Source organism: Kribbella sp. VKM Ac-2566, assembly GCF_004366005.1.
In the GTDB taxonomy this organism is placed as follows: domain Bacteria; phylum Actinomycetota; class Actinomycetes; order Propionibacteriales; family Kribbellaceae; genus Kribbella; species Kribbella pratensis.
This window is the reverse complement of the sequence record NZ_SODT01000011.1, coordinates 730,849-754,161: the sequence shown is the minus strand read 5'-3', so window position 1 is coordinate 754,161 and position 23,313 is coordinate 730,849. Positions and strand designations below refer to the sequence as shown.

At 67.9% G+C, this 23,313-nt stretch carries 24 protein-coding genes; 14 read left to right on the top strand and 10 right to left on the bottom strand.

Annotated elements, in window-relative coordinates:
• Positions 1 to 42: 42 nt before the first annotated feature.
• Positions 43 to 546 (bottom strand): GNAT family N-acetyltransferase, encoded by a 504-nt coding sequence (locus tag EV647_RS26390; protein ID WP_134007308.1) that lies wholly within the window; start codon positions 544 to 546, stop codon positions 43 to 45.
• On the bottom strand, positions 547 to 1,515 hold the full coding sequence (locus tag EV647_RS26385; RefSeq protein ID WP_134007306.1) for a zinc-binding dehydrogenase: 969 nt from the start codon (positions 1,513 to 1,515) through the stop codon (positions 547 to 549).
• A 140-nt stretch (positions 1,516 to 1,655) separates the two neighbouring features.
• Between EV647_RS26385 and EV647_RS26380 the strand changes: the two genes are divergently transcribed.
• Positions 1,656 to 2,990 carry a hypothetical protein gene (locus tag EV647_RS26380; protein WP_134007304.1) on the top strand — a complete coding sequence of 445 codons (1,335 nt, stop codon included), beginning with the start codon at positions 1,656 to 1,658 and terminating at the stop codon, positions 2,988 to 2,990.
• 11 nt (positions 2,991 to 3,001) lie between these two features.
• On the opposite strand, the gene EV647_RS26375 is transcribed toward EV647_RS26380, so the two are convergent.
• Complete coding sequence (locus EV647_RS26375) at positions 3,002 to 4,216, bottom strand: NADP-dependent malic enzyme (RefSeq protein ID WP_134007302.1); 1,215 nt, start codon at positions 4,214 to 4,216, stop codon at positions 3,002 to 3,004.
• Positions 4,217 to 4,539: 323 nt separating this feature from the next.
• Between EV647_RS26375 and EV647_RS26370 the strand changes: the two genes are divergently transcribed.
• The 8 genes from EV647_RS26370 to EV647_RS26335 all read left to right on the top strand — a co-directional run bounded on the left by EV647_RS26370 (position 4,540) and on the right by EV647_RS26335 (position 11,119).
• The gene (locus EV647_RS26370; RefSeq protein ID WP_134007300.1) at positions 4,540 to 5,388 is read left to right on the top strand and encodes an ABC transporter substrate-binding protein; all 849 of its coding nucleotides are present in this window, start codon (positions 4,540 to 4,542) and stop codon (positions 5,386 to 5,388) included.
• Positions 5,385 to 6,209, top strand: coding sequence for an amino acid ABC transporter permease (locus EV647_RS26365; RefSeq protein WP_134007298.1), 825 nt, complete (start codon positions 5,385 to 5,387; stop codon positions 6,207 to 6,209). The genes EV647_RS26370 and EV647_RS26365 overlap by 4 nt, the downstream gene beginning before the upstream one ends.
• Positions 6,209 to 6,964: an amino acid ABC transporter ATP-binding protein gene (locus tag EV647_RS26360; protein ID WP_134007296.1), complete on the top strand. Its 756-nt coding sequence runs from the start codon at positions 6,209 to 6,211 to the stop codon at positions 6,962 to 6,964. Before EV647_RS26365 ends, EV647_RS26360 begins: the two co-directional genes overlap by 1 nt.
• 168 nt (positions 6,965 to 7,132) lie before the next feature.
• The gene (locus tag EV647_RS26355) at positions 7,133 to 8,047 is read left to right on the top strand and encodes an ABC transporter substrate-binding protein (protein ID WP_134007295.1); all 915 of its coding nucleotides are present in this window, start codon (positions 7,133 to 7,135) and stop codon (positions 8,045 to 8,047) included.
• A gap of 6 nt (positions 8,048 to 8,053) precedes the next feature.
• The gene (locus tag EV647_RS26350) at positions 8,054 to 9,016 is read left to right on the top strand and encodes an amino acid ABC transporter permease (protein ID WP_134007293.1); all 963 of its coding nucleotides are present in this window, start codon (positions 8,054 to 8,056) and stop codon (positions 9,014 to 9,016) included.
• Positions 9,016 to 9,834, top strand: coding sequence for an amino acid ABC transporter ATP-binding protein (locus tag EV647_RS26345; protein ID WP_134007291.1), 819 nt, complete (start codon positions 9,016 to 9,018; stop codon positions 9,832 to 9,834). Before EV647_RS26350 ends, EV647_RS26345 begins: the two co-directional genes overlap by 1 nt.
• Positions 9,835 to 9,950: 116 nt before the next feature.
• Positions 9,951 to 10,334: an anti-sigma regulatory factor gene (locus EV647_RS26340; RefSeq protein WP_238156859.1), complete on the top strand. Its 384-nt coding sequence runs from the start codon at positions 9,951 to 9,953 to the stop codon at positions 10,332 to 10,334.
• Positions 10,331 to 11,119 carry an RNA polymerase sigma factor SigF gene (locus EV647_RS26335; protein WP_134007289.1) on the top strand — a complete coding sequence of 263 codons (789 nt, stop codon included), beginning with the start codon at positions 10,331 to 10,333 and terminating at the stop codon, positions 11,117 to 11,119. Before EV647_RS26340 ends, EV647_RS26335 begins: the two co-directional genes overlap by 4 nt.
• Before the next feature lie 5 nt (positions 11,120 to 11,124).
• On the opposite strand, the gene EV647_RS26330 is transcribed toward EV647_RS26335, so the two are convergent.
• Positions 11,125 to 11,460, bottom strand: a complete 336-nt coding sequence (locus EV647_RS26330; RefSeq protein ID WP_134007287.1) for a hypothetical protein — start codon at positions 11,458 to 11,460, stop codon at positions 11,125 to 11,127.
• Between the two features lie 475 nt (positions 11,461 to 11,935).
• On the opposite strand from EV647_RS26330, the gene EV647_RS26325 reads away from it, so the two are divergent.
• Complete coding sequence (locus tag EV647_RS26325; RefSeq protein ID WP_130383822.1) at positions 11,936 to 12,187, top strand: WhiB family transcriptional regulator; 252 nt, start codon at positions 11,936 to 11,938, stop codon at positions 12,185 to 12,187.
• Positions 12,188 to 12,245: 58 nt separating this feature from the next.
• Here EV647_RS26325 and EV647_RS26320 read toward each other — a convergent pair whose 3' ends face one another.
• From EV647_RS26320 to EV647_RS26310, 3 genes are all read right to left on the bottom strand, one after another.
• The gene (locus EV647_RS26320) at positions 12,246 to 13,142 is read right to left on the bottom strand and encodes a helix-turn-helix transcriptional regulator (RefSeq protein ID WP_134007285.1); all 897 of its coding nucleotides are present in this window, start codon (positions 13,140 to 13,142) and stop codon (positions 12,246 to 12,248) included.
• A gap of 88 nt (positions 13,143 to 13,230) precedes the next feature.
• Positions 13,231 to 14,058 carry an SAM-dependent methyltransferase gene (locus tag EV647_RS26315; protein ID WP_134007283.1) on the bottom strand — a complete coding sequence of 276 codons (828 nt, stop codon included), beginning with the start codon at positions 14,056 to 14,058 and terminating at the stop codon, positions 13,231 to 13,233.
• A 131-nt stretch (positions 14,059 to 14,189) separates the two neighbouring features.
• Complete coding sequence (locus EV647_RS26310) at positions 14,190 to 15,668, bottom strand: sensor histidine kinase (protein WP_202871138.1); 1,479 nt, start codon at positions 15,666 to 15,668, stop codon at positions 14,190 to 14,192.
• 151 nt (positions 15,669 to 15,819) lie between these two features.
• Here EV647_RS26310 and EV647_RS26305 point away from each other — a divergent pair, with 151 nt between their 5' ends.
• Positions 15,820 to 16,725 carry a DUF2785 domain-containing protein gene (locus tag EV647_RS26305; RefSeq protein WP_134007281.1) on the top strand — a complete coding sequence of 302 codons (906 nt, stop codon included), beginning with the start codon at positions 15,820 to 15,822 and terminating at the stop codon, positions 16,723 to 16,725.
• On the opposite strand, the gene EV647_RS26300 is transcribed toward EV647_RS26305, so the two are convergent.
• Positions 16,722 to 17,690 (bottom strand): endonuclease/exonuclease/phosphatase family protein, encoded by a 969-nt coding sequence (locus EV647_RS26300; RefSeq protein ID WP_134007280.1) that lies wholly within the window; start codon positions 17,688 to 17,690, stop codon positions 16,722 to 16,724. The two genes, EV647_RS26305 and EV647_RS26300, sit on opposite strands and share 4 nt — an antisense overlap.
• An 80-nt stretch (positions 17,691 to 17,770) precedes the next feature.
• Between EV647_RS26300 and EV647_RS26295 the strand changes: the two genes are divergently transcribed.
• The 3 genes from EV647_RS26295 (at position 17,771) to EV647_RS26285 (ending at position 20,475) form a co-directional block, all read left to right on the top strand.
• A complete protein-coding gene (locus EV647_RS26295) occupies positions 17,771 to 18,058 on the top strand; it encodes a DUF3311 domain-containing protein (protein WP_133785452.1) in 288 nt (95 codons plus the stop codon).
• Positions 18,055 to 19,710, top strand: coding sequence for a monocarboxylate uptake permease MctP (gene mctP, locus EV647_RS26290; protein WP_238177394.1), 1,656 nt, complete (start codon positions 18,055 to 18,057; stop codon positions 19,708 to 19,710). Before EV647_RS26295 ends, mctP begins: the two co-directional genes overlap by 4 nt.
• Positions 19,711 to 19,827: 117 nt before the next feature.
• Complete coding sequence (locus EV647_RS26285) at positions 19,828 to 20,475, top strand: DUF5317 domain-containing protein (protein WP_238177393.1); 648 nt, start codon at positions 19,828 to 19,830, stop codon at positions 20,473 to 20,475.
• Here the strand turns inward: EV647_RS26285 and EV647_RS26280 are convergent.
• A complete protein-coding gene (locus EV647_RS26280) occupies positions 20,437 to 21,720 on the bottom strand; it encodes an HD-GYP domain-containing protein (RefSeq protein WP_134007278.1) in 1,284 nt (427 codons plus the stop codon). The two genes, EV647_RS26285 and EV647_RS26280, sit on opposite strands and share 39 nt — an antisense overlap.
• Entirely contained in the window at positions 21,717 to 23,000 is a 1,284-nt protein-coding gene (locus tag EV647_RS26275) for an HD-GYP domain-containing protein (protein ID WP_238175539.1), read from the bottom strand. The genes EV647_RS26280 and EV647_RS26275 overlap by 4 nt, the downstream gene beginning before the upstream one ends.
• Between the last annotated feature and the right edge of the window lie 313 nt (positions 23,001 to 23,313).

The following is a 23,313-nucleotide window of genomic DNA, read 5'->3' as shown; positions in this document are numbered from 1 at the left end:
GAAACGTCACACCGGTTAAGTGTCACAGGTGTGCCGCTGGCACTACCTCCGGACCAGCCGGATCTCCCACAGGTCGAAGTACGGGTCGTGCTTGCGGACGCCGTCCGGCTCGAACCCGTTCCGGCGGTAGAACCGCAGCGCCCGCTCGTTCCCCTCGAAGACCCACAGGAACGCCGGCTGCTTGCCCACGGCAACGTCGAACAGCCGGCCGCCGAGGCCGGTCTTCCAGTACGCCTGCCGGGTGTAGATCGCCTCCAGCTCGAACGGGACCGGCCCGTCCTCGTCGCGCCCGGGCCCGGTGCCGACGAAGCCGACCACCCGGTCCTGCGACAAAGCAGCTGGATCCGGGTTCAGCGCGATCCAGCGCGTGTCTCCCGCGCCCAGCCGGGTCGCCCAGCGCTCGGTACGACGGTCGATGTCGGATGTCCGCTCGAGCAGGAGATCAGCCGGCACCAGATCGGCGTACGCCTCCCGCCAGCACAACAGATGACACCACGCGCCGGCCTCGGCGTCCTCGACCGTGGCCGGCCTGATCTCAGGTTGCATTCAGACAGTAAAAACGATCTTGCCGAAGACGTCGCCCGCATTCATCTTCTCGAAGCCGGTGCGGGCCTCGGTGAGGGGCAGGACCGTGTCGATGTGGGGCGAGATGCCGGCGTTCGCCATGAACTGCACCAGCTCGGCGAGCTCGGTCCGGGTGCCCATCGTCGAGCCCTGTACACGGAGCTGCAGGAAGAAGATCCGGTTCAGCTCGGCGGACTTCGGCGCCTGACCGCTGGTCGCGCCGGAGATCACCAGCGTGCCGCCTTGCTTCAGCGACTTGAGCGAGTGCGACCACGTCGCCTGCCCGACCGTCTCCATCACCGCGTCGACCCTCTCCGGCAGCCGCGCGCCTGACTCGAACGCATCGTGCGCCCCGATTTCGACCGCCTTGGCCCGCTTGCCCTCGTCCCGGCTGGTTGCCCACACCCGGATCCCGGCGGCCCGCGCCAGCGTGATCAACGCCGTCGCCACGCCACCACCCGCGCCCTGCACGAGGACCGTGTCCCCCGGCTTCAGCCCCGACTGCGTGAACAACATCCGGTACGCCGTCAGCCACGCCGTCGGCAGGCACGCAGCCTGCTCGAAACTCATCCCGGCCGGCTTCGGTACGACGTTCCGCGCCGGTACGGCGACCTTCTGCGCCAGCGTGCCCTGGTACCGCTCGCTCAGCAGCGACCGCTTCGGGTCGAGCGTCTCGTCGCCCTTCCACGCCGGGTCCGAAACCACCGCGTGCACGACGACCTCGTTCCCGTCCGGGTCCACGCCCGCCGCGTCGCACCCGAGGATCATCGGCAGACTCTGCTCGGCCAGCCCGACCCCCTTCAACGACCACAGATCGTGATGGTTGAGCGCAGTCGCCCGTACGTCGATCGTCACCCACCCCTCGGGCACCGTCGGATCGGGCCGCTCCCCCACCTCCAGCGCGGCGATCGGGTTGTCGGCATCGAACTTCGCGGCATAAGCAGCAAGCATGCGAACCACCCTAGGCGCTGGTCCGCACCACGTCAGTTACCGACTTCACGCCCGCGGGCCGCGAGGTCTGGTCAGCGGGGCGACGGTGTGGTTTGATCCGCGATTAACGGCCCTGACCGTAATTCCCCTGAGGAGGACCGATGTTCCGCGCTCTGGTGACCGCGGGCGTGACCGCCGCCCTGCTGATCGGACCAGCCGCCCCGGCTCCTGCCGCGACCACCTCGGAGGTCGCCGGCGCCTATCTCCAGATCACCGCGGACGGTGCTTCCACCAGTCCCGGGTTCGAGGGTGCGACGCACGCCTTCGCCGCGCTGGCGGCGATCTACGACGTGACCGGCGACCCGGATCAGCGTCGTACCGCCGACGAACTGCTCGACTACATCCTGCGGCAACGTCCGAACCACATGAACACCGATATCGCCCTGCAAATGCTGCGGAGCCCTTATCTGCAAGGCGATGCGCGACTGCAAGCCAACCTGGACAGTTACCTGACCTCGCTCCTCGACCTGTACGCAACCCGCCCGGACACGGTGTTGCGCAGCGGCGACATCCGGACCCTGAGCGGGCGCGCCGAACTGCTGGTCGGGTACGCGCGGTACCTCGAGCAGCGCTCCGGCGACCCGGCGCGTATCCAGGCGGCCGACACCGCGGCGCGCGCGATCCTGGACCGCCTGGCGGCCCTCCAGTACACCCGCCAGGAGGCCGTCCAACTGTTCCGCAACGACCGGTACGTCGGCGCCTTCCCGCACTTCGTGGCCGGTGACGACGGCAACATGGGTACCTGGGACGTCGAACACTGGGCGCCCGCGATGCTGTCGCTGGACCAGTACGCCGCGGTCCGCGCACTCGCCCTCGGGTACGGCCGGTTCCACGCCACGGCGTACAACAATGCCGCTGCCTCCGGGACCCGGCACCTGCTCGGCACCACCCAGATCGATCCCGAACTGGTCTACGCCGGTGCGCCGGCCGGATTCCCGCTGGACGGTGCGACGTACCAGATCGGCGAGGAGACCGGCGAGCACCCGTACCTGATCACCTACGGATGGTCACCCAACGCGATCGCCCAGATGGGTACGACGTTGCAGGCCGTCCGGGACAGCCTGGTCATGGTCCCGCAGTCGTCGGCCTGGCAGGCGGCGTACTGGCGCGGTACTCCCCCGCGGTCCGTCCTCGCGCCCGGCCTGTTCTGGCTCGGGCTGGAGGAGAAGGTCCGGTACACGCACCGGTTCATCGAGGCCACGCAGCTCCCGGTCGCCGCGGACTTCCCCTGGCTCGACCTGGAACGGACCACGTTCCCGGGCACCGGCGACGACCCGATCCGTCGCGACGGCTGGTACGACGGCTCCGGGCGCGGCGCGATGTCGGCGGTCTACTCACGGCTGGCGATGACCGGGTACGTGCAGTCCGGGGGCCACGACGCCGACATGCTGAACCGCGCCGCGCACTGGTGGGAGCGCATGGTGGTCCGCAGCTAGGACCTGAGACCTCAGGGCCGGGCGACCCCGTCCGACACGGCAGCGGCGGCCACGGCCGCCGCGACCGCCGGCGCGACCCGCTCGTCGAAGGGCGACGGGATGACGTAGTCGGGGCGCAGGTCCGACTCGGTGATCAGGCCGGCCAGGGCGTCGGCGGCGGCGAGTTTCATGCCTTCGGTGATGCGGGAGGCATTCGCGTCGAAGGCGCCGCGGAAGATGCCGGGGAAGGCCAGGACGTTGTTGATCTGGTTCGGGAAGTCGGAGCGACCGGTGGCGACCACCGCGGCGTGCCGGTGCGCGATGTCCGGATGCACCTCGGGGTTCGGGTTCGCCAGCGCGAAGATCATCGCGTCGTCGGCCATCTGCGCGACGGCGTCCTCCGGGACGGTCCCGCCGGAGACGCCGAGGAACAGGTCCGCACCCGCAAGCGCGTCGACCAGCCGGCCGGAGATCCCGCCGGTGTTGGTGTCCCGGGCGAGCGACAGCTTCACCGGGTTCAGGTCGGCACGGTCCTCGTGCAGCACGCCCTTGCTGTCGACCACCGCGAGGTCGCCGACCCCTGCCTGCAAAAGGATCCGGGCACACGCGACCCCGGCAGCACCGGCCCCGGAGATCACCACGCGGATGTCGGAGATCGACTTCCCGGTGACTCGCAACGCGTTGCGGAGCGCGGCGAGTACGACGACCGCCGTACCGTGCTGGTCGTCGTGGAAGACCGGGATGTCCAGCCGCTCCTTCAGCCGGCGCTCGATCTCGAAGCAGCGCGGCGCGGAGATGTCCTCGAGGTTGATCCCACCGAACGACGGCGCCATTCGCGCGACCGTGTCGACGAACTCGTCCACGTCGGTGCAGTCCAGCGCGATCGGCACCGAGTCGACGCCGCCGAACTCCTTGAACAGCAGGGCCTTGCCCTCCATCACCGGCAGCGACGCGGCCGGACCGATGTCGCCGAGGCCGAGGACCGCGGTGCCGTCGGTGACGACCGCGACCACGTTCGACTTCCAGGTGTAGCGCCGGACCAGCGACGGGTCCTCGGCGATCGCGGTGCAGACCCGGGCGACGCCGGGGGTGTACGCCTGGGAGAGCTCGTCGGCGTTGGTGACCTTGACCGAGGACGTCACCTCGATCTTGCCGCCCAGGTGCAGCTCGAACACCGGGTCGCCGCCGAACGGATCGGGTGCGGCGCGGTCGGAGCCGGTCTCGGACGGGAGCAGTTCGGCAACCATGAATGACCCTTCATCGGGAAAAGCAAAGCGGCCCACCGCGAGGATGGGCAGGCGTCTACAGAGGAGTGGGGGCACAAGGCGGTCCGTTCGGGTGCGTCGAGCACCGCCGTTGCCACTCGGGGGTCACCCGTGCCTACGAGTAAACCACAGGCCCACTGGTCTGCTCTGTGAGGGCCACCACAGGAGCCTGCGACGGTGACGATCGAGTCTCGTCGGGAGTCGACAGCCGCCACGTACCTGCTTGCTGTGTCAGGATGCGAGGAATCCGGCCCGAGTGCTGTCCGGGGCCGGCGTTCCACAACCAGTGTCGAGGAGTACCAGCGATGAATATCGTCTCCACCCTCCGCAACAGTCGCCTCACCGTAACCGCTGCCTCGGTGGCGGTGTTCGCGCTCGCGATCTCTGCCTGCGGCAACGGCTCGGACAGCGGTGGAGGAGGCGAGGACAAAGCGAAAGCGGCCGGCATCACTCTGGTGAAGCCCGGCAAGCTGACGGTCTGCACGCACCTGTCGTACAAGCCCTTCGAGTACAAGGAGGGCACCAAGGTGGTCGGCTTCGACGTCGATCTGATCGACCTGCTCGCCAAGGATCTCGGCGTGGAGCAGGAAGTGATCAGCATCGAGTGGGCCCAGGTCACGTCGGGCGCCGCCTACCAGGCCAAGAAGTGCGACATGGGCATGGGCGCCATGACGATCAACGCGTCGCGCAAGGCCGCGATCGGGATCAGCGACCCGTACATGGACGCGACCCAGGTGCTGCTGGTGAAGAAGGGTGCGCCGTACAAGTCGCTCGATGACCTGAAGGGCAAGAAGGTCGGCGTCCAGGCCGACACCACGGGCAAGGACTACGCCGAGGCGGCGGCGAAGAAGATCGGCTTCGAGGTCGTGGTGTTCAACGATCTCGCCCTGCAGACCAACAACGTCAAGTCGGGCCGCGTCGACGCCGCCATCAACGACAACGGCGCGCTGTACAACTTCGTCCAGGGCAACCCGGACACCGAGGTGACGGCCGAGTTCAACACCGGCGAGCAGTACGGCTTCGCGGCCAAGAAGGACGACCCCAGCGGCACCAAGCTGCTGACCAGGTTCAACGAACTGCTGGCCAAGGCCAAGTCCGACGGCACCTACAACCAGATCTTCAAGAAGTGGTTCGGGGTGGAGCCGAAGAAGTGACGGTCAGCGACGCGGTAGTCGAGAAGCGCCGCGGGCTCAGCCCGCGGCAACGCGCCCAGCGCTCGCGCGGCATCCAGTACGCCGTCCTGATCGTCATCGTCGTGGTGGCGGCCTTCACGGCGAACTGGGGCCAGATCGCCAGCGTCTTCTTCAAACCGGAGTTCGTGAAGTCCGCGTTCACCAGCGGGCTGCCCGGAGCGTTCCTGAAGACCATCGAGTACACGGCCGGGGCCTTCGTCATCGGCCTGCTCGGCGGCACTCTGCTCGCGTTGATGCGGCTCAGCCGGGTCGCGCCGTACCGGTGGTTCGCGACGGCCTACATCGAGTTCTTCCGCGGACTGCCGGCGATTGTCGTGTTCGTGGCCTTCAGCCTGCTGCCCTTGGCGTTCGCCGACCTGGTGATCCCGCTCGACCCCTACGGCACAGTGTGGCTGGCCCTCGGCATCGTCGCCGCCGCCTATATGGCCGAAGTGATCCGGGCCGGCATCCAGGCGGTTCCGAAGGGGCAGATCGAGGCCGCCCGGTCACTGGGCATGCCCGCCGGCGTCGCGACCCGCAAGATCGTGCTGCCGCAGGCGTTCCGGATCGTGCTGCCGCCACTGGCCAACGACCTGATCCTGCTGGTGAAGGACTCGTCGCTGGTCTTCATCATCGGCACCTCCGCGGCGGCGTACGAGCTGACGGGTTTCGGCCGGGACCTGGCCAACACCGAGTCGAACCTGACCCCGCTCGTCACCGCCGGCTTCTGCTACCTGGTCATCACCCTGCCGCTCGGCCTGCTGGTCCGCTGGCTGGAGGCCAAGGCTGCGAGGGCACACTGATGGCACTGGTCGAGATCAAGAACCTGCACAAGTCGTTCGGCAGCAACCACGTCCTGCGCGGTATCGACTTCACCGTCGAGCAGGGCGAGGTGGTCTGTGTGATCGGGCCGTCCGGCTCGGGCAAGTCGACCCTGCTGCGGTGCGTCAACCTGCTCGAGGTACCGGAGGTAGGCGAGGTCTTCGTCCGCGGCGAGGACATCACCGACCGGGACTGCCACCTCGACGCCGCTCGGCAGCAGATCGGGATGGTGTTCCAGCAGTTCAACCTGTTCCCGCATCTCTCGGTGCTGGCCAACTGCACGGTGGCGCAGACGAGCGTCCTGAAACGCGGGAAGGCCGAGGCCGAGCAGATCGCCCGGGCCAACCTCGATCGAGTCGGCCTGAACGAGAAGGTGACCGCCTATCCCATGCAGCTGTCCGGCGGCCAGCAGCAGCGGGTGGCGATCGCCCGCGCACTGTCGATGGACCCGGCGCTGATGCTGTTCGACGAGCCGACGTCCGCGCTCGACCCGGAATTGGTCGGCGACGTGCTCACGGTGATGCGCAAGCTCGCGCTCGACGGTATGACGATGCTCGTCGTCACCCACGAGATGGCGTTCGCGCGCGAGGTCGCGGACCGGGTGGTGTTCATGGACGCGGGCGTGATCGTCGAGCAGGGACCGCCCGCCGAGGTGATCGGCAACCCCAAGGAGGAGCGCACCCGCACCTTCCTCCGCCGCGTCCTCGACCCGACCCACGTAGAACCCACCCCCTGACGGCACCGTCACGGTGCGTGGCGGGATGGCGACCAGGGGTGGGGTTGCGGCGGGCAAGCTACGAATCGGTCTCTGTTCGGGGTTGGTCCGTGCGCTGTCCGCAGGTCGCTGTGTCAAGATGCGGACACATGGCACCGGGCCGACCGGTGCCCGGTTTTGGAGGATCAGATGTCTGTCGTGCGGAGGACGCTGGCGCTGTCCGGCGTTCTGGTTCTGGCGGCCGCCGGCTGCGGTTCGAACTCTCTCGGAGGTGGCTCGTCCACCTCACCCTCGAGCGCCCCCTCCAGCGCTCCCTCCAGTGCGCCGTCGAGCAGCGGACCCGACCTGAGCGGATCCTTGCCGCCGAAGATCAAGTCCGCCGGCAAGATCGTCGTCGGCGTGGACGCCAGCTACCCGCCGAACGAGTTCCTGCAGGGCGGCAAGACCGTCGTCGGCATGGACGTCGACCTGTTCAACGCGGTGGCCCAGAAGTTCGGCGTCACCGTGGACTGGCAGCCGGCCGGCTTCGACACCATCATCACCGGCGTCCAGGGCGGCAAGTACGACATGGGCATCTCGTCGTTCACGATCAACGACAAGCGCAAGGCGCAGGTCAACATGGTCAGCTACTTCAGCGCCGGCACGCTGTGGGCCACCGCCAAGGGCAACCCGAAGGGCGTCAACCCCGACGACGCGTGCGGTAAGACCATCGCGGTGCAGAAGGGTACGACGCAACTCGAGGACGACATGCCGAAGCGGCAGGCCAAGTGCAAGGCGGCCGGTAAGCCGGAGATCAAGCTCGTGGTGCGGGAGAAGCAGGACCAGGCGACCGCGGACCTGGCCGGCGGCAAGGCCGACGCGATGCTGGCCGACTCCCCGGTCGTGCTGTACGCGATCAAGCAGACCAGCGGCCAGCTCGAGCAGCTCGGTGAGATCTACGACGCCGCGCCGTACGGCTATGTGGTCCCGAAGGCGCAGACCGCGTTCGCGCAGGCGATCGTCGAGGCGCTGAAGTCGCTGGACAGCGAAGGCACGTACAAGTCCACGCTGGCCAAGTGGAACAACGACTCGGGTGCGATCACCGATTTCGCCGTCAACCCGTGAGCTGACATGACTACCGATACCGCAACCCGCCCGGCCGCATCGGACGCCGATCGGCCGGGCCCGATCAAGGCCGTGCCGGTCCGGCATCCGGGCCGGTGGGTCGCGATCGCGATCATCGCCGTACTGGCCGCGATGCTGGTGCACCTGCTGGTGACCAACAAGGCGTTCGACTGGGACTTCGTCTTCCAGGCGATGAACCAGAAGCCGGTGATCAACGGCTTCCTCAAGGGCACCTTGCTGGTCACCGTGCTGTCGATGGTGGTCGGTGTGGCCGGCGGCGTGATCCTCGCGGTGATGCGGCTGTCCGACAACCCGATCCTGTCCGGCGTCGCCTGGTTGTTCACCTGGTTCTTCCGGAGCATCCCGCGCTACATCCTGCTGTTCACGATGGGCACGCTGGGCATCCTGTTCCAGCAGGGCATCTCGTTCGGGGTGCCGTTCGACTGGAAGATCATCGACTGGCTGGGGCTGTCCGGCGACTGGCGGTTCTTCACCCTGGACGCGAACCAGATCTTCACCGGCCTGGTCGCCGGTGTGATCGGGCTCGGCCTGTCCGAGGCGGCGTACATGGCCGAGATCGCCCGGGCCGGCATCCTCAGTGTCGACAAGGGCCAGGCCGAGGCCGCGCAGGCGCTCGGTATGAGCAGCGGCAAGGTGATGCGCCGGGTCGTCCTGCCGCAGGCGATGCGGGTCATCGTCCCGCCGACCGGCAACGAGACGATCGCGATGCTGAAGGACACCTCGCTGCTGCTCGCGGTACCGGTCCTCGGCGAGCTGTTCTACCAGTTGCAGTCGATCGGCAGCACGTACTACAAGACGTTCCCGATCGCGGTCGCGGCGACCCTGTACTACCTGGCCGCGACGAGTGTCCTGATGGTCGGGCAGTACTTCCTCGAGCGGCACTTCGGCCGGGGCTTCGGAACACAGGCGCCGCGAGCCGCTCGTCCGGCCGGCGCGGGAGGTGCGTGATGACCGCAGCAGCAGCCGCCGAGCCTGCCCAGCCGCTGGCACAACCGCTGGTCCACGCGGTGAACGTGACCAAGTCCTTCCACCACAACGAGGTGCTGAAGGGCATCGACCTCGACGTGGACCGCGGCCAGGTGGTCTGCCTGCTCGGTCCGTCCGGCTCCGGCAAGACGACCTTCCTGCGGTGCGTCAACCAGCTCGAGACGATCGACGGCGGCCGGATCTGGGTCGACGGCGAGCTGATGGGGTACGCCGACCGCGACGGGAAGCTGTACCGGCTGAAGAACAAGGAGATCGCGGCGCAGCGGCGTGAGATCGGGATGGTGTTCCAGCGGTTCAACCTGTTCCCGCACATGACCGCGCTGCAGAACATCATCGAGGCGCCCACGCAGGTCCGGGGCGAGTCGCGGAAGAGCGCCCGGGAGCGGGCGATGAAACTGCTCGACCGGGTGGGACTCGCGGATCGCTGCAACGCCTATCCTGCGCAGTTGTCCGGCGGTCAGCAGCAACGCATCGCGATCGCGCGGGCGCTGGCGATGCAGCCGAAGCTGATGCTGTTCGACGAGCCGACCTCGGCGCTCGACCCCGAGCTGGTCGGTGAGGTGCTCGCGGTGATGCGCGAGCTCGCCCTGGACGGCATGACGATGATCGTGGTGACCCACGAGATGTCGTTCGCGCGCGAGGTCGCGGACACGGTCGTGTTCATGGACGCCGGCGTCGTGGTCGAGGCAGGCCCGCCGAAGGACGTGATCAGCAACCCGCAACACTCCCGTACCCAGGCATTCCTCTCCCGCCTCCGCTCGGAGCACGAACACCCCTGAGGCCCTTTGTCCACAGGTCCGGCCCGCCCGCCGTGCATCAGAGCGCCACAGCGGGGAAGATGTACGGCGTGGTGGGTCGATCGCCCGCCTGACACGAGGGAGGCAGCGTGAGCAGCATGGGACGACCCGCGGAGGTCCGTCTGAGCATCCCGGCGGACGGCGCGTACATCGCCGTACCGCGGTCTGTGGTCGGCAACCTGGCTGCTCGCAACGACTTCACACTGGACGCGATCGACGACCTGCGGATCGCGGTCGACGAGGCTTGCGCGCTGTTGCTGCCGCAGTCGGCCGACGGCGTGCTGGAGTGCGTCTTCGAGATCGCTCCGCCGCAGTTGACGGTGCGGACGAGCGCCGTCGTACCCAACGGCTGGCAGCCCGACACCACCTCGTTCGGCTGGACGGTGCTGACCGCGCTGGTGGAGTCGGCCGCCGCCGAGACCGTCGACGGCCGGCTGACGATCACTGTGACGGCCACCGCGACCGCCACGGAGAAGGCGTGAGTGACGAAAGCGGCCTGGAAACTCAGGAGTCCCCGGATCTGCGGACCCGGACGGCCGCGTTCTTCCGGCAGATGGCGGCCGGTCCGACAGCTCCGGGGTACGCCGGGGCACGCGAGGGCCTGGTCGCGCTGCACATGCCGCTGGTGGAGCACCTGGCGCGCCGGTTCCGCAACCGGGGCGAGCCGTACGACGACCTCGTGCAGGTCGCCACGATCGGGTTGATCAAGGCGATCGACCGGTTCGACTCGGATCGTGGCGTCGAGTTCTCGACGTACGCGACCCCGACGATCCTCGGCGAGATCAAGCGGTACTTCCGGGACAAGGGCTGGGCGATCCGGGTGCCGCGGCGGCTGCAGGAGCTGCGGTTGTCGTTGACCGCGGCGACCGCGGAGCTGACGCAGGAGCTCGGCCGCGCGCCGACGGTGGCCGAACTGTCCGAGCGCCTCGGCCTCTCACCGGACCTGGTGATCGAGGGTCTGGAGTCCGCGAACGCTTACAACACCTTGTCCCTGGACGCTCCCGATCAGAACGAGACGGATGCGACCACGGTCCTGGACGGCCTCGGAGGCGAGGACGAGGCGCTGGAGAGTGTGGAGTACCGGGAGTCGCTGAAACCGCTGCTGGCACAGCTCGACACCCGGGAGAAGCGGATCCTGACGCTGCGGTTCTTCCGCGGCATGACGCAGTCCCAGATCGCCGAGGAGATCGGGATCTCGCAGATGCACGTCTCCCGGCTGCTCGCGCGGACACTGACCGAGCTCCGGGCCGGCCTGCTCAAGGAGTAGGGCAGCTAGAGCACCGGGTGGTCGTTGGAGCCACCACCGATCAGGGCCTCGGTGGAGGCCTTCTGGAACACGCAGACCAGGATCACGACGGCGAGCACCGCGAGGACGACGGCGATGGTCCGGGCGCCGCCGTTCCAGACGCTGTACGCGATCAGGAGCTGGATCAGCTGCGTGAACACTGTCGGCCCGCGGCTCCAGCGTCTGGCCTTCCACAGACCCCGTACGGCGACGAAACCGAGACCGGCGCCGTACAGGATGAAGAAGGCGGTCGTGGTCAGCCCGAGCACCAGGCGGGAGCTGTGAATCGTCAAGGCTTCGGCAATTCCGAGAACGATGAGCACAAGCCCTTCCACAGCGACCACTGCCGCGGCTACTTTGAGCGGTCTCGGGACGGCGGCAACTGGGGAGTCGGTCGGCACTTCGCCAGCTTAGTGCCCGGTTCGGTACACGGTCCTCGAGAGGTTCGCCAACCGCAGCCCTACAGGGATTTGAGGTTGTGCGTAACCAAAAGAAGGTTGCAACGGTTACTTGCAGTGAACGGGTGCTTGCGGAAGGGCTGCGTCGTCCGATAACCGGATGGAGAGAACCGCCGCGCTCCAGTTCGAAGTGTTAAGGAAGCGTTGTGATCGGATCGACAACTGCATAACCCTTGTTTCGATCCCCCAAGATTGGGAACATGGTCTCGTTCGTGAATGCGTTCACAACAGACGCGGCACCAAACCCCCGTGCTACACGAACCGACGAGTACAGCACCGCTGTTCGGGTACAGACCTAACCGGCAGCATACGTCAACTACTGAGAGAGATGGGATCCGCCATGGATTGGCGCCACCGGGCCGTATGCCTCGACGAGGACCCGGAACTGTTCTTCCCCATCGGTAACACCGGGCCGGCGATCATGCAGATCGAAGAGGCCAAGCAGGTGTGCCGACGCTGCGACGTGCGTGAGCAGTGCCTGGCGTGGGCTCTCGAAGCCGGCCAGGACCACGGTGTCTGGGGTGGTCTGAGCGAGGACGAACGTCGCGCTCTCAAGCGCCGCAACGCTCGCCAGCGCATCCGCACCGCCTGAGCAAGTCCTCCTTCGAGGCCCCGCGGAAACCCGCGGGGCCTTTGTGTTTCCCGAGCCGTCACGGGACGGCGAAGGAGCGCGAGGCGGCGCCCATGGTTTTGAGGACGCCGGAGAGCAGATCACGGGTCTTGTTCGGCCGTGGCGCCGCGATGCAGAGGGCTTCCATTGTCTCCGTGTACTGATCGAGGTCCTCGGCCTTGTCCAGGTAAAGCGCGCTGGTGAGGTGCTCGACGTACACGACGTCCGGCAGATCCTGCTCCGCGAAACGGAGGATGGTGAACGCGCCGGCGGACCCGGAGTGACTGCTGATCGTGAACGGCATCACCTGAAGCGTGACATTGGGCAGCTCGGTCATGTCGATCAGGTGCTCGATCTGCACCGCCAGCGCCTTCTCGCCACCGATCGGCCGCCGCAGCGCCGACTCGTCGACCACGGCCCAGAGTCGCACCGGGCTCGAGGTGGTCAGGACGGTCTGCCGCCGGACTCGTAGCGCGACTCGCCGGTCGACCTCCTCGGCGGGAATCACGCCACGCCCGAGCTGGACGGTGGCGCGAATGTACTCCTCCGTCTGGAGCAGCCCCGGGACGAACTGCAGCTCGTAGGTACGGATCAAGGCGGCAGCGGCCTCGAGATCCAGGTACGAGTGGAACCAGCTCGGCAGGACGTCGCCGTATCGGTGCCACCAGCCGGGGTTGTTCGCCTCGCGGGCCAGCGCGAGCAGTCGCTCCCGTTCCTCGGCGTCGTCGAGGCCGTAGAACGCGAGGAGGTCGTCGACGTCACGTTCCTTGAAGCCGACGCGGCCGAGCTCCATCCGGCTGACCTTGGACTCCGAGGAGCGGATCTCCCAGCCTGCGTCCGACCGGCTGAAACCTGCTGCCTCCCGCATCCGGCGGAGATGCGCTCCGAGGATGATCCGAAGCGCGGTCGGCCCGCTCTGCGCGCCCAACGCGGTCACGCCCACCTCCCAGGCCCGCTTGCAGAATCTCAGAACGCCGTGCGTGCGCGCGCGACGCTGCGTCGGCGCGCGCGCACGGCGCGGCAGATCACTCCTTCTTGGCGATCCCAGCCATCAGGATCCGCTGCCAGGGCTGCAGATCCGCCGCGTCCGGAACGTCGGCGTCGGGTTCCTCCGGGAACCAGCGGGCGAGGAAATCCAGGCCCGGAGGTACGAGCGGCATTCCGAGGAAGTGCTGCTCGATCCGCTCCGGCGTCCGGATCCAGCCGTTGCCGAGGCTCTCCAGACCGGCGCGCTCCATGTTCTTCTGCAGCGGCTCACCGGTGTCGACGAAGTCGGTGATGAACAGGTAGCTTCCGGGGGCGAGCGCGTCCATCAGGGTGCGGACCCACTCGTCCGGCTTCTCGTCGTCGTGGAAGTGCATGTGGATGCCCACGACCATCAACGCGATCGGACGGCTGAAGTCCAGGTGCTGCCTGATCTCCTCGTTGTCGAGGATCGTCTGCGGCTCGCGAAGGTCGGCGGTGACCACGATGGTGCTGTCGTTGGTGGCCAGCAGGGCCTGGCCGTGCGCGAGCACGATCGGGTCGACGTCGACATACACCACCCTGGCGGTCGGATTGATCTCCTGTGCCGCCTCGTGGGTGTTCTTCTGCGTCGGCAGACCGCTCCCGATGTCGAGGAACTGGTCGATCCCCGCGGAGCGGGCAAGATACTGAACGCCCTTCACCAGGGCCTCACGGTTCTCGATCGCGCATCGGCCGGCATCCGGCACGTACTGCAGGTACAGCGCCGCCCCTTCGCGGTCGGCAGCAAAGTTGTCCTTGCCGCCGAGCAGAGCGTCATAGACGCGAGCGATGGTCGGTTGGGAAGTGTCGAAGCTCGGAACGGCATCCGGAGCGTCTGAGGTCGCCATCGGCAAAGCCTTCTTGGTCGGGGAGTCTTGGGGTCATCGTAGGGGTAGGTGGCGACGCGTGGACACACTGTGTAGCAAGTCGCTGACAATCAATCGATCGCTCTCCGCAGTGACCGATCGCGTCAGCTGAGTCAGTCCTTGACCGGGATGTCCAGGGTTACCTGGGCGCCGGGGTGGCCGTCGTGGCGGTTGCCGAAGACCAGGGTGCCGTCCAGTTCCCCGATGACGAGGGTGCGGACGATGGACAGACCCAGATTGCCGGACAGTTCGGAGTCGAAGTTCGCCGGCAGGCCGGAGCCGTCGTCGATCACGTCGACGTGCAGCCGGCCGACCGAGCGTTCGGCGGTGAGTTCGATCGTCCCGCTCGCCGCTCCCCCGTCGCGGGCGCCGAACGCGTGCTCCACCGAGTTCTGCATGAGTTCGGTCAGCACCATCGCCAGCGGGGTCGCGATCTCCGAGTCCAGTACGCCGAACGATCCGCTCCGCCGCGTCTCCACCGCGGTCGCCACCGTCGACACGTCCGCGACCATCGCGGCCACCCGGTCGGCCACGTCGTCGAAGTCCACGTGCTCGTCGAACGACTCCGACAGCGTCTCGTGGACGATCGCGATCGACCCGACCCGCCGTACCGCCTCGGCCAGCGCGGCCTGCCCTTCGGGAACAGTGATCCTTCGGGCCTGCATCCGGAGTAACGCGGCGACCGTCTGCAAGTTGTTCTTGACGCGATGATGAATCTCCCGGATGGTCGCCTCTTTGGTGACCAGCTCCCGTTCCCGGCTGCGCAGCTCCGTCACGTCCCGGAGCAGGATCAGCGCCCCCACGTGCTGTCCGTCGGCCCGCAGCGGGATCGCCCGCAGGAACAGCGTGGCGTCGGAGTTCTCGATCTCGATCTCCTTGGCCGCGCGCCCGGTGACCACCGACGCCAGTACGTCGTCGACCTTGTGCCCGGACTGCAGCAGGTCCGCGGTCACGTCCTTCAGCCGCGAACCGACCAGGTCCGTGACGAGGCCCATCCGGCGGTACGCCGACAACGCGTTCGGGCTCGCGAACGTCACCATCCCGTGCCGATCGACGCGGATGCAGCCGTCACCGACCCTTGGCGTCGTGGACAGCAGCCGTTCCCCGCCGTACGGGAAGATGCCGTCGGTGATCATCCGGGCCAGGTCCGTCGCGCTCTGCAGGTACGCGATCTCGAGGCGGGACGGCGTCCGGACACCGAGCAGGTTGGTGTTGCGCGCGATCACCGCGATCACCCGGGAGCCCCGGCGTACCGGGATCGTCTCGACCCGGACGGGTACGTCGTCGCGCCACTCCGGGTCGCCCTCGCGGCAGATCCGGCCGCCGTCGTACGCCTGGTCGAGCAGATGCCGGCGGCCGCGCGGGATGAAGCTGCCTACGATGTCGTCAAGGTACGCCGTAGGTCCGGTCGTCGGCCGCATCTGCGCCCCGGCCCAGAACCCCAGCCCTTCGGTGTCCGGCAACCAGAGCACCAGGTCGGCGAACGACAGGTCGGCCAGCATCTGCCAGTCCGAGACGAGCAGTTGCAGGCGGTCCAGGTCGGCCTGGTCCAGCGTGGTGTGGTTCCGCGCCACATCGCTCAAAGACGGCACGCCCCGATGCTACCGACGGTCAAGGGAAGGAAAGAAAGAAAGGGGTGGAGGAGGAGGCTACCGGTGCTTATACCAGCGCCTCGGGTGGTCCGCTCGACAAGAGGGTGTGGGTAGGTGTTGATTGATCAGGCACAGATGAAAGGATGCTCGGGTGGAGTCGACGTACTGGCAGGACGTGATGGCCGCGGACTACGCGGTACCGCACGACCGTACGCTGACCGAACTCACCGAGGAGCTCGTGCGCGGCCTGGCGAGCACCAACCCGCAGGTCCGTGACGCCCTGGCCTACCCGACGCTCGCCACCTGGCTGGAGCGCGGGGTGTACGACGACCTGCTCCCGGGGTTCGGGGACGGGCTCTGCGCCGGGCTGAACTACGGCCTCGGTGAGGACGGCACCGACACGGTCTTCCGGCGCTCGTTCACGGCGCTGACGCTCGCGGAGGTGATCCACCGCGACAACGCCGAGTTCCTGGTGCACGACGAGGTGGTGATGCGCTGGGGCGACCGCCTCGCGACCTGGCTGCTGCGTGAGCGCGACCTGCGCGGGTACGTCGCGGACTGCGGCTGGGCGCATGCCGTTGCCCACGGCGCCGACGCGATCGGCGCGCTGGCCAGGTCCCGGCACTGCGACGCCGGCGTCCTGCGGGCACTGCTCGACGTCCTCGCGGACCGGATCGTCAAGGACACGCCGTACCGCTGGGTGCACGAGGAGCACGATCGCGTTGCCCATGCGGTGATGACGATCCTGCACCGGAACATGCTGACCAGCGACGAGCTCGAGCGCTGGCTGAAACCGATCGCGGCGACCGCGGCCGAGCAGCCGTTGATGCACGAGACCCTGCCGGAATGGCCGACCCCGAACGTGTTCAACGCCCGCGGCGTCCTGCACGTCCTGCTCAGTCAGCTCGCGATCGGTGTGAAGGGCTTTCCGATCCCGGGTGACGACGACCTCTTCGGCCGTCCGATCGAGGCGCGTGCCGACCTGCTGCTGATGCTGACCGAAGCGGTCCAGTCCTCACAGCCGTACATCTACCGGCCGGCGACGAACTCCTCCTAGGGCAGCACGGCGGCGGTAGCGACAACGGCCCGATGATCGGTCCCCGCGATCGGGTACGTCGTGAACCGGCCGGGCTCGAACTGCCGCGACACCACCACGTGGTCGATCTGCGTCCGCAGCACCGCGGGCTGATCCGCGGGCCAGGTGCCGCGCAGCCCACCGCCCACGGTCGGGCCCACGCTGCGGCAGTAACCGCCCAGCGCCTGCCGGAAGTCCGCATGGTCGAGGGTCGCGTTGAAGTCACCCGCGACGACTGTCGGCTGGTCCTGCGCGCACCACCGGCGTACCGCCTGCAGGTCGGTCTTCCAGGTGGTGACCGAGTCCGGCAACGGCGGGAAGCCGTGGTACGCGACCAGCCGGACGGCACCGAGGTTCCCGCCCGTCACCACGATGTTGCCGAAGCTCGTGCCGGCCTCGGACGCGAACGCGACGTTGCCGAGTGACGAGGAAACCAGCACGCTCGTGGCGCTCTCGACTGCCCGGCTCGGCTGCGCCGTGAATCCCTTGTACTGCTGGTCCTGCAGCTGCGCCCGGATCTCCTCGCGGACGTCGACTTGTGCCTCCGGCAACGAAACCAGGTCGGGTCTGCGGTCCCGGATCACCTGCGCCACGTCCGCGGCGTGGGCGCCGCCGCCCAGCACGTTGGCGACCATGATCGTCAGCACCCGGGCCCCGGCCGGCGCCGGACGCGCGTCGGAGAACTGCCGGGGCGCGGTCGCCGCGGCACCGATCAGCGCCAGTACGGCGATCAGCGCGGCGGCGATCCGCCAACCCCGGCGTACCAGCATCAGCAGGGCCAGTGCCAGGACGACGACCAGGGCCTGCGGACGGAACGCGACCAGCTGTGCGAACGGTGTCACCTCGTCCAGACCGAACAGCTCCGGATAGAGCGGCACGGCAACGACGACCAGGAACAGCACGGACAGCACGACGCGCCGTACGAACCATGCCTTTTCGTTATCCATGCACCAACCTGTTGGTCTAGTGGCCGCTCCGGTCGGACGGTAGCGTGCTGCGTTGCGCCTGTGTCCCGAGGAGGTTTGCAGTGTCCCGATTGTCCGCGGTCAAACCCGCGTACTGGATCTCCGGTGTCCTTCTGATGGTGGCCATCGTCGTACCGCTGCTGGTGCCGACGTTCGCCAAGGTGAACCCGCACCTGTGGGGTTTCCCGTTCTTCTACTGGTACCAGCTGATGTGGGTCTTCCTCTCGGCGATCCTGGTCAGCATCAGTTACCGGCTGCTCCGTGCCGAGGAGCGCAGGCGGCGGGCGGCTCAGGGACTTGGTGACCCTGACGCACCGGACGCCGGTACGGCGAAGGAGGGAGACCAGTGAACACCACGGTCGACTGGGTGCAGCTGATCATCGTCATCGCGATCTTCGCCGGCGTCACGGTGATGGGCTTCATGGCGTCCCGCTGGCGGAGCACCGGCCGCCTGGACAACCTCGACGAGTGGGGTCTGGGCGGTCGCGGGTTCGGCACGTTCATCACCTGGTTCCTGCTGGGCGGCGACCTGTACACGGCGTACACGTTCATCGCCGTCCCCGCGGCCATGTACGCGACCGGTGCGATCAGCGGCTTCTTCGCGGTGCCGTACACGATCGTTGCCTACCCGATCGTGTTCATCTTCATGGCCCGGCTGTGGTCGGTATCGCACCGGCACGGGTACGTGACGCCGGCTGACTTCGTCGGCGGTCGCTACGGCAGCAAGGCGCTGTCGCTCGCGGTGGCCGTGACGGGCATCCTGGCCACGATGCCGTACATCGCGTTGCAGCTCGTGGGTATGCAGGCGGTGTTCGAGACGATGGGTCTGGGCGGCAACAACACGCTCGCCAAGGACCTGCCGTTGCTGATCGCGTTCGCGGTGCTGGCGGCGTACACGTACTCCTCCGGGCTGCGCGCGCCGGCGATGATCGCGTTCGTCAAGGACATCCTGATCTACCTGGTGATCCTGGTCGCGATCTTCTACCTGCCGCACGTGCTCGGCGGCTGGGACTCGATCTTCGGTGCGGCGCAGGAGAAGCTGGCCAAGCCGAACCCGGCAACCGGCAAGCCGACCGGGGCGTTCATCCCGGGCGAGGCCGGCTACGTGTCGTACTGGACGCTTGCGCTGGGATCCGCGATGGCGCTGTTCATGTACCCGCACTCGGTCACGGCGGTGCTGTCGACCAAGACGCGCAACGTCGTACGGCGGAACGCGACGCTGCTCCCGGCGTACTCGCTGCTGCTGGGGCTGCTCGCCCTGCTCGGCTTCATGGCGATCAAGGCGAACGTCAACGTGAAGGGCCTGGACGGCCTGGCGAACCCGCAGCTGGCGATCCCGCGGCTGTTCGACCAGGAGTTCCCGTCCTGGTTCGCGGGGATCGCGTTCGCGGCGATCGCGGTCGGCGCACTGGTGCCGGCGGCCATCATGTCGATCGCGGCGGCCAACCTGTTCACCCGCAACATCTACCGCGACTTCCTCAAGCCGTCCGCGACACCGGCACAGGAGGCGAAGGTCTCCAAGCTCGCCTCGCTGCTGGTGAAGGTCGGCGCGCTGGTGTTCGTGCTCGCGATGGACAAGACGGTCGCGCTGAACCTGCAACTGCTCGGCGGGATCTGGATCCTGCAGACGTTCCCGGCGATCGTGGTCGGTCTGTACACCCGCTGGTTCCACCGGTACGCGCTGCTGGCCGGCTGGGCGGTGGCGATGCTGTTCGGCACCATCTCGGCGTACAACGTGGTGAACCCGGCGACCAAGAAGCACTTCGGTGGTTCGCTCGCGAACATCCCGGGCACCAGTACGCCGGCCTACATCGCGCTGACCGCGTTCGTGCTGAACCTGGTCGTCGTGATCGCGCTGACGTTCGTGTTCCGGGCCCTGAAGGTGCCGGACGGCAAGGACAGCACGCATCCGACCGACTTCGTCGCGGATCGCGGCGACCCGGGCGTGAAGGACCTGCCGGAGATCATCGACGACGGCGGAGCGGCAACCGCCAAGTCCTGAGGTGTTGCGACGGCGGCCCGGAGGTTCCGGGCCGCCGTTACGTTTTGCGGTTGAATCGACACGCTGCGGGGTCAGCTTGCCCGGTTCCGGGTCGGTGCTTGGGGCAGAATCGCACACGTGCTGCTGGTCCTCCTCGTCATGGTGCTCGCTGCCGGGGCGGCGATCGCGACCGGCGGAGGGTTCGGCCGGTTGGCCGGCACTACGTTGACCGGTGTGCACTGGCTGGCCGCGGCGGCCATCGGGCAACTCCTCGGCTCCCTCTTCGGAGGTACGGCGTACCCCGTCGGACTGATCGGGTCGGCGGTCTGCATCGCGATCTTCCTGCGGATGAACCTGCGGCACCCGGGCGTCGGCCTGCTGGCGCTGGGATTCTTCTGCAACGCCGTCGTCGTCGCGCTGAACGGCGCCATGCCGGTGTCGCAGAACGCGTTGGCGCGGGCCGGGGTGAGCGGCGCCGCGGTGACCGATCCACGGCACGAGATCTCCGGTGCTGGGACGCGTCTGCCCTGGCTCGGCGACGTCGTACCGGTGGCGCTTCCCCGTCTGGGACAGGCGATCAGCCCAGGCGACGTACTGATTGCCGCCGGCGCCGGTCTGCTGCTGTACGCCTTGATGGGCGGCTCGGGGCACGTCCCGGCCACGACTGCTCCGGTGTGGGACGAACTGGAACCGTGCGCCGGTACGCCGGCCCTGCTCCACCTGTCCCCGAAGGCGAGTAAGGAACTCTCAGAACCTGAAGCCGCGGCCGACGATCCGGCGGAGTGACTCCACCACGACCGGGTCGTACTCCGCGCCGATCCCCAGCCCGATCGACTCCATCGCCTTGGCCGGCGACTGTCCCGACCCCTCGCCGACGAGCTGTTCGTAGGCCAGGGCAACGTTCACGATCCCGCTCTCCACCGGGATGGCCGAGTTGTTCGCCCGCCCGTGCCGGTACGGATCGTTGGAGTGCCGGACGATCTCCGCGACGTGGTCCAGTACGCCGGACCGCTCGATCACCGCCGCCCCGATCTCCGCCGCCCGCTGCCGCTCCTCCCGCGTCCGGAGCAGCGAAGCCCCGCCAGGACTGGGATCCGCCAGCGCCAACTGCCCGACACCCGACAGCAGGGCGGCGTACTCCAACGCCTCCATCCGCGCCGGCCTCAACCCCAGATCGTTGCCGATAGCCACCGCCAGCGCCGCCGTCCGCGCATTCTGCCCCGGACTACTGAACCCGGCAATCTCCGTACTCCGAGCCATCGACCGCACCGTACTCCGGTAGGTGCGCTGCGCCGACGAGTACCGCCGGAACGCGAACTGCGTCAACAACAGCGGCACGATGACGAGCGGCGGTGCCCAGAGCCCGGCGATCGAGGTCCCGGCCGCGAGCAGGATGCCGCTGATCGCCATCGCCATCCCGATCCGGGCCGTCACTCCCAGTTCGTCGCGCAACGCAGCGGGGAACGGCTTGCTGTACCGCTCGGTCATCTGACCGGCTCCGACGACGGCATCGAGCCCGGCGGCGGACAAGACCGCGAGCAGCATCGCACCGCCCAGCGGCAATGCGTGCGCCACCGAACCGTTCCAGGACATGTCGGTCGGCGCGATCGCCGCGAACACCACCGCGGCCGCACCGACCGACAGCAGGCGCCGGCACGAGACAACCGCGTCCCACCACAGGCCCGCGACGATCCGTGGCAGGAGACCGATCGCTGTGGCCACCGCGACGACCGCGACGATCTGCGCGACCTCCGGCGGCACCGTGACCTCCGGGCCCCGCAGCAGGCAGTAACCCAAGGCAGCACTGGTGGCGATCGGCGCCCGGTTGCGGGTCCGGTCGACCCGGAACTGGACCATCTCGCCGACCGCGATCAGGACCCCGAAGGTGAGCGCGAAAGGCCAGCCCGTGACCCCGCGGTGGGTAGTCATGGCCAGACCCGCCACCCCCAGCACGACACCTGCGAGCACGATCACGACACCGCTGCCGGACCTGGGGAATTCGAGGCGCTCGGCCTCGCCGGTCACGCTCATGCCGGTCCGGCCGCCGTTCCGGTGGCGCCGCCACCACTGCCGAGGCTCAGGTCGTCATGGTCGATCGGCGACTCGAGCTCCGCGTTCGGGGCCGGCTGCTCGGCAGCCGCCGGTTGCCAGCCGTCGCGCCTGATGACCGCGACGAACGCATCCACAAGCTCTGGATCGAAATGCGTGTAGCGATCCTGGAGCAGGATCGCCACCGTTTCCTCGACGCTGCGCGCGGGCCGGTACGACCGGGTCGAGGTCAGGGAGTCGAACGCGTCGACGATCCCGATCATCCGGGCGAAGTACGGAATGTTGGTGCCGCTCAGTCCGGCCGGGTACCCGGTTCCGTCGTACTTCTCGTGGTGATGGAGGACCGCGGACTTCACTTCCTCCAGGAACGGGATGTTGCCGATCAACTCGACCCCGCGCGCCGGGTGCAGCCGGATCGCGTCCATCTCGGAGTCGTCCAGGCGACCAGGCTTGCGAATGATGCTGGTCGGTACGCCGACCTTGCCGACGTCGTGCAGCAGACCGGCGTGCTCCAGCGCCTGCTGGCGATCGACCGGCAACTGCAGGTGGCGGCCGAGCATGCCGACGCCCTCACTCACCCGCTCGGAGTGACCGCGGGTGTAGAGGTCCTTCGTCTCGATCACCTGGATGAACGCGCGCATCGTCGCGGCCTGGGCCGCGCGCTCGGCGGCATCCTGCGAGAGCGCCCAACGGGCGACGACCAGTGGAACGAGGGTGATCAGGCCTGCGACCAGCCCGAGGCCGCCCAGCCACATGAACGCCATGACCAGGCCCAGATAGCCGTATCCCAGCATCGGTAGGGCGGTCGCCAGTACGACCTCGCGGAAGAACGCGCCGACCACCTTGCGGCCACGCTCGAGCCACAGCACGGCCGCCGTCAGGAGCGCGTTCACACACCGGTGGGCGATACCCGTCAAGGTCACCGCGAGAATGGCTCGCGGTTCCTCGGTCAAGGCGGAAGCGCCGACCGGTCCGTGGACGGCGACGAAGGCGACGGCGCCCCCGGCCGCCGTGAGAACGCGTTGACCACTGTTGAAGACACGTTTGATCGGTGGAACCTGTTTGCCTTGGACGAGCGACCCGACACCCGCAACCACAACGGCGGTCGCGGGTCCGGCAATGACGTACACGGCCATCAGCACGATCGAGCCGAGCGAGGCGCCCTGAGTCGGGCCGTGGGGAGAGCGCAGCGCACTGCCGAACAGAACCAGCAGGCACAGAGCCACCATCGTGAGGTAGTTCGACAAGGCGAGAGCGGACATGACGAACACGACCAAGGCCGAAGCAGCAACGACCGCGACCAACAGGTGGAGCCCAGTGCGGTGTAAGGCCGGCGTCATGTAGTGCCTTTGCGGTCGGTCACCAGTCCCAGTCGTCAAACATCTTAAGTCACCTCCGATCAGCGGCGAAGTCTTGGGCCCGCGGTTTTCCGCGAGTCCAGGGGGGCCAGACAGCGCGTCGCTGACGCATCTCAATTTTGCTCATCCCCGCTGCGCCGAAACACTGTAAGCCAGACCGTAACCCGCGGCCGGCTTCGCGGCAGATGCCGCCGTATGAGAAACTGTGACTCTTTGC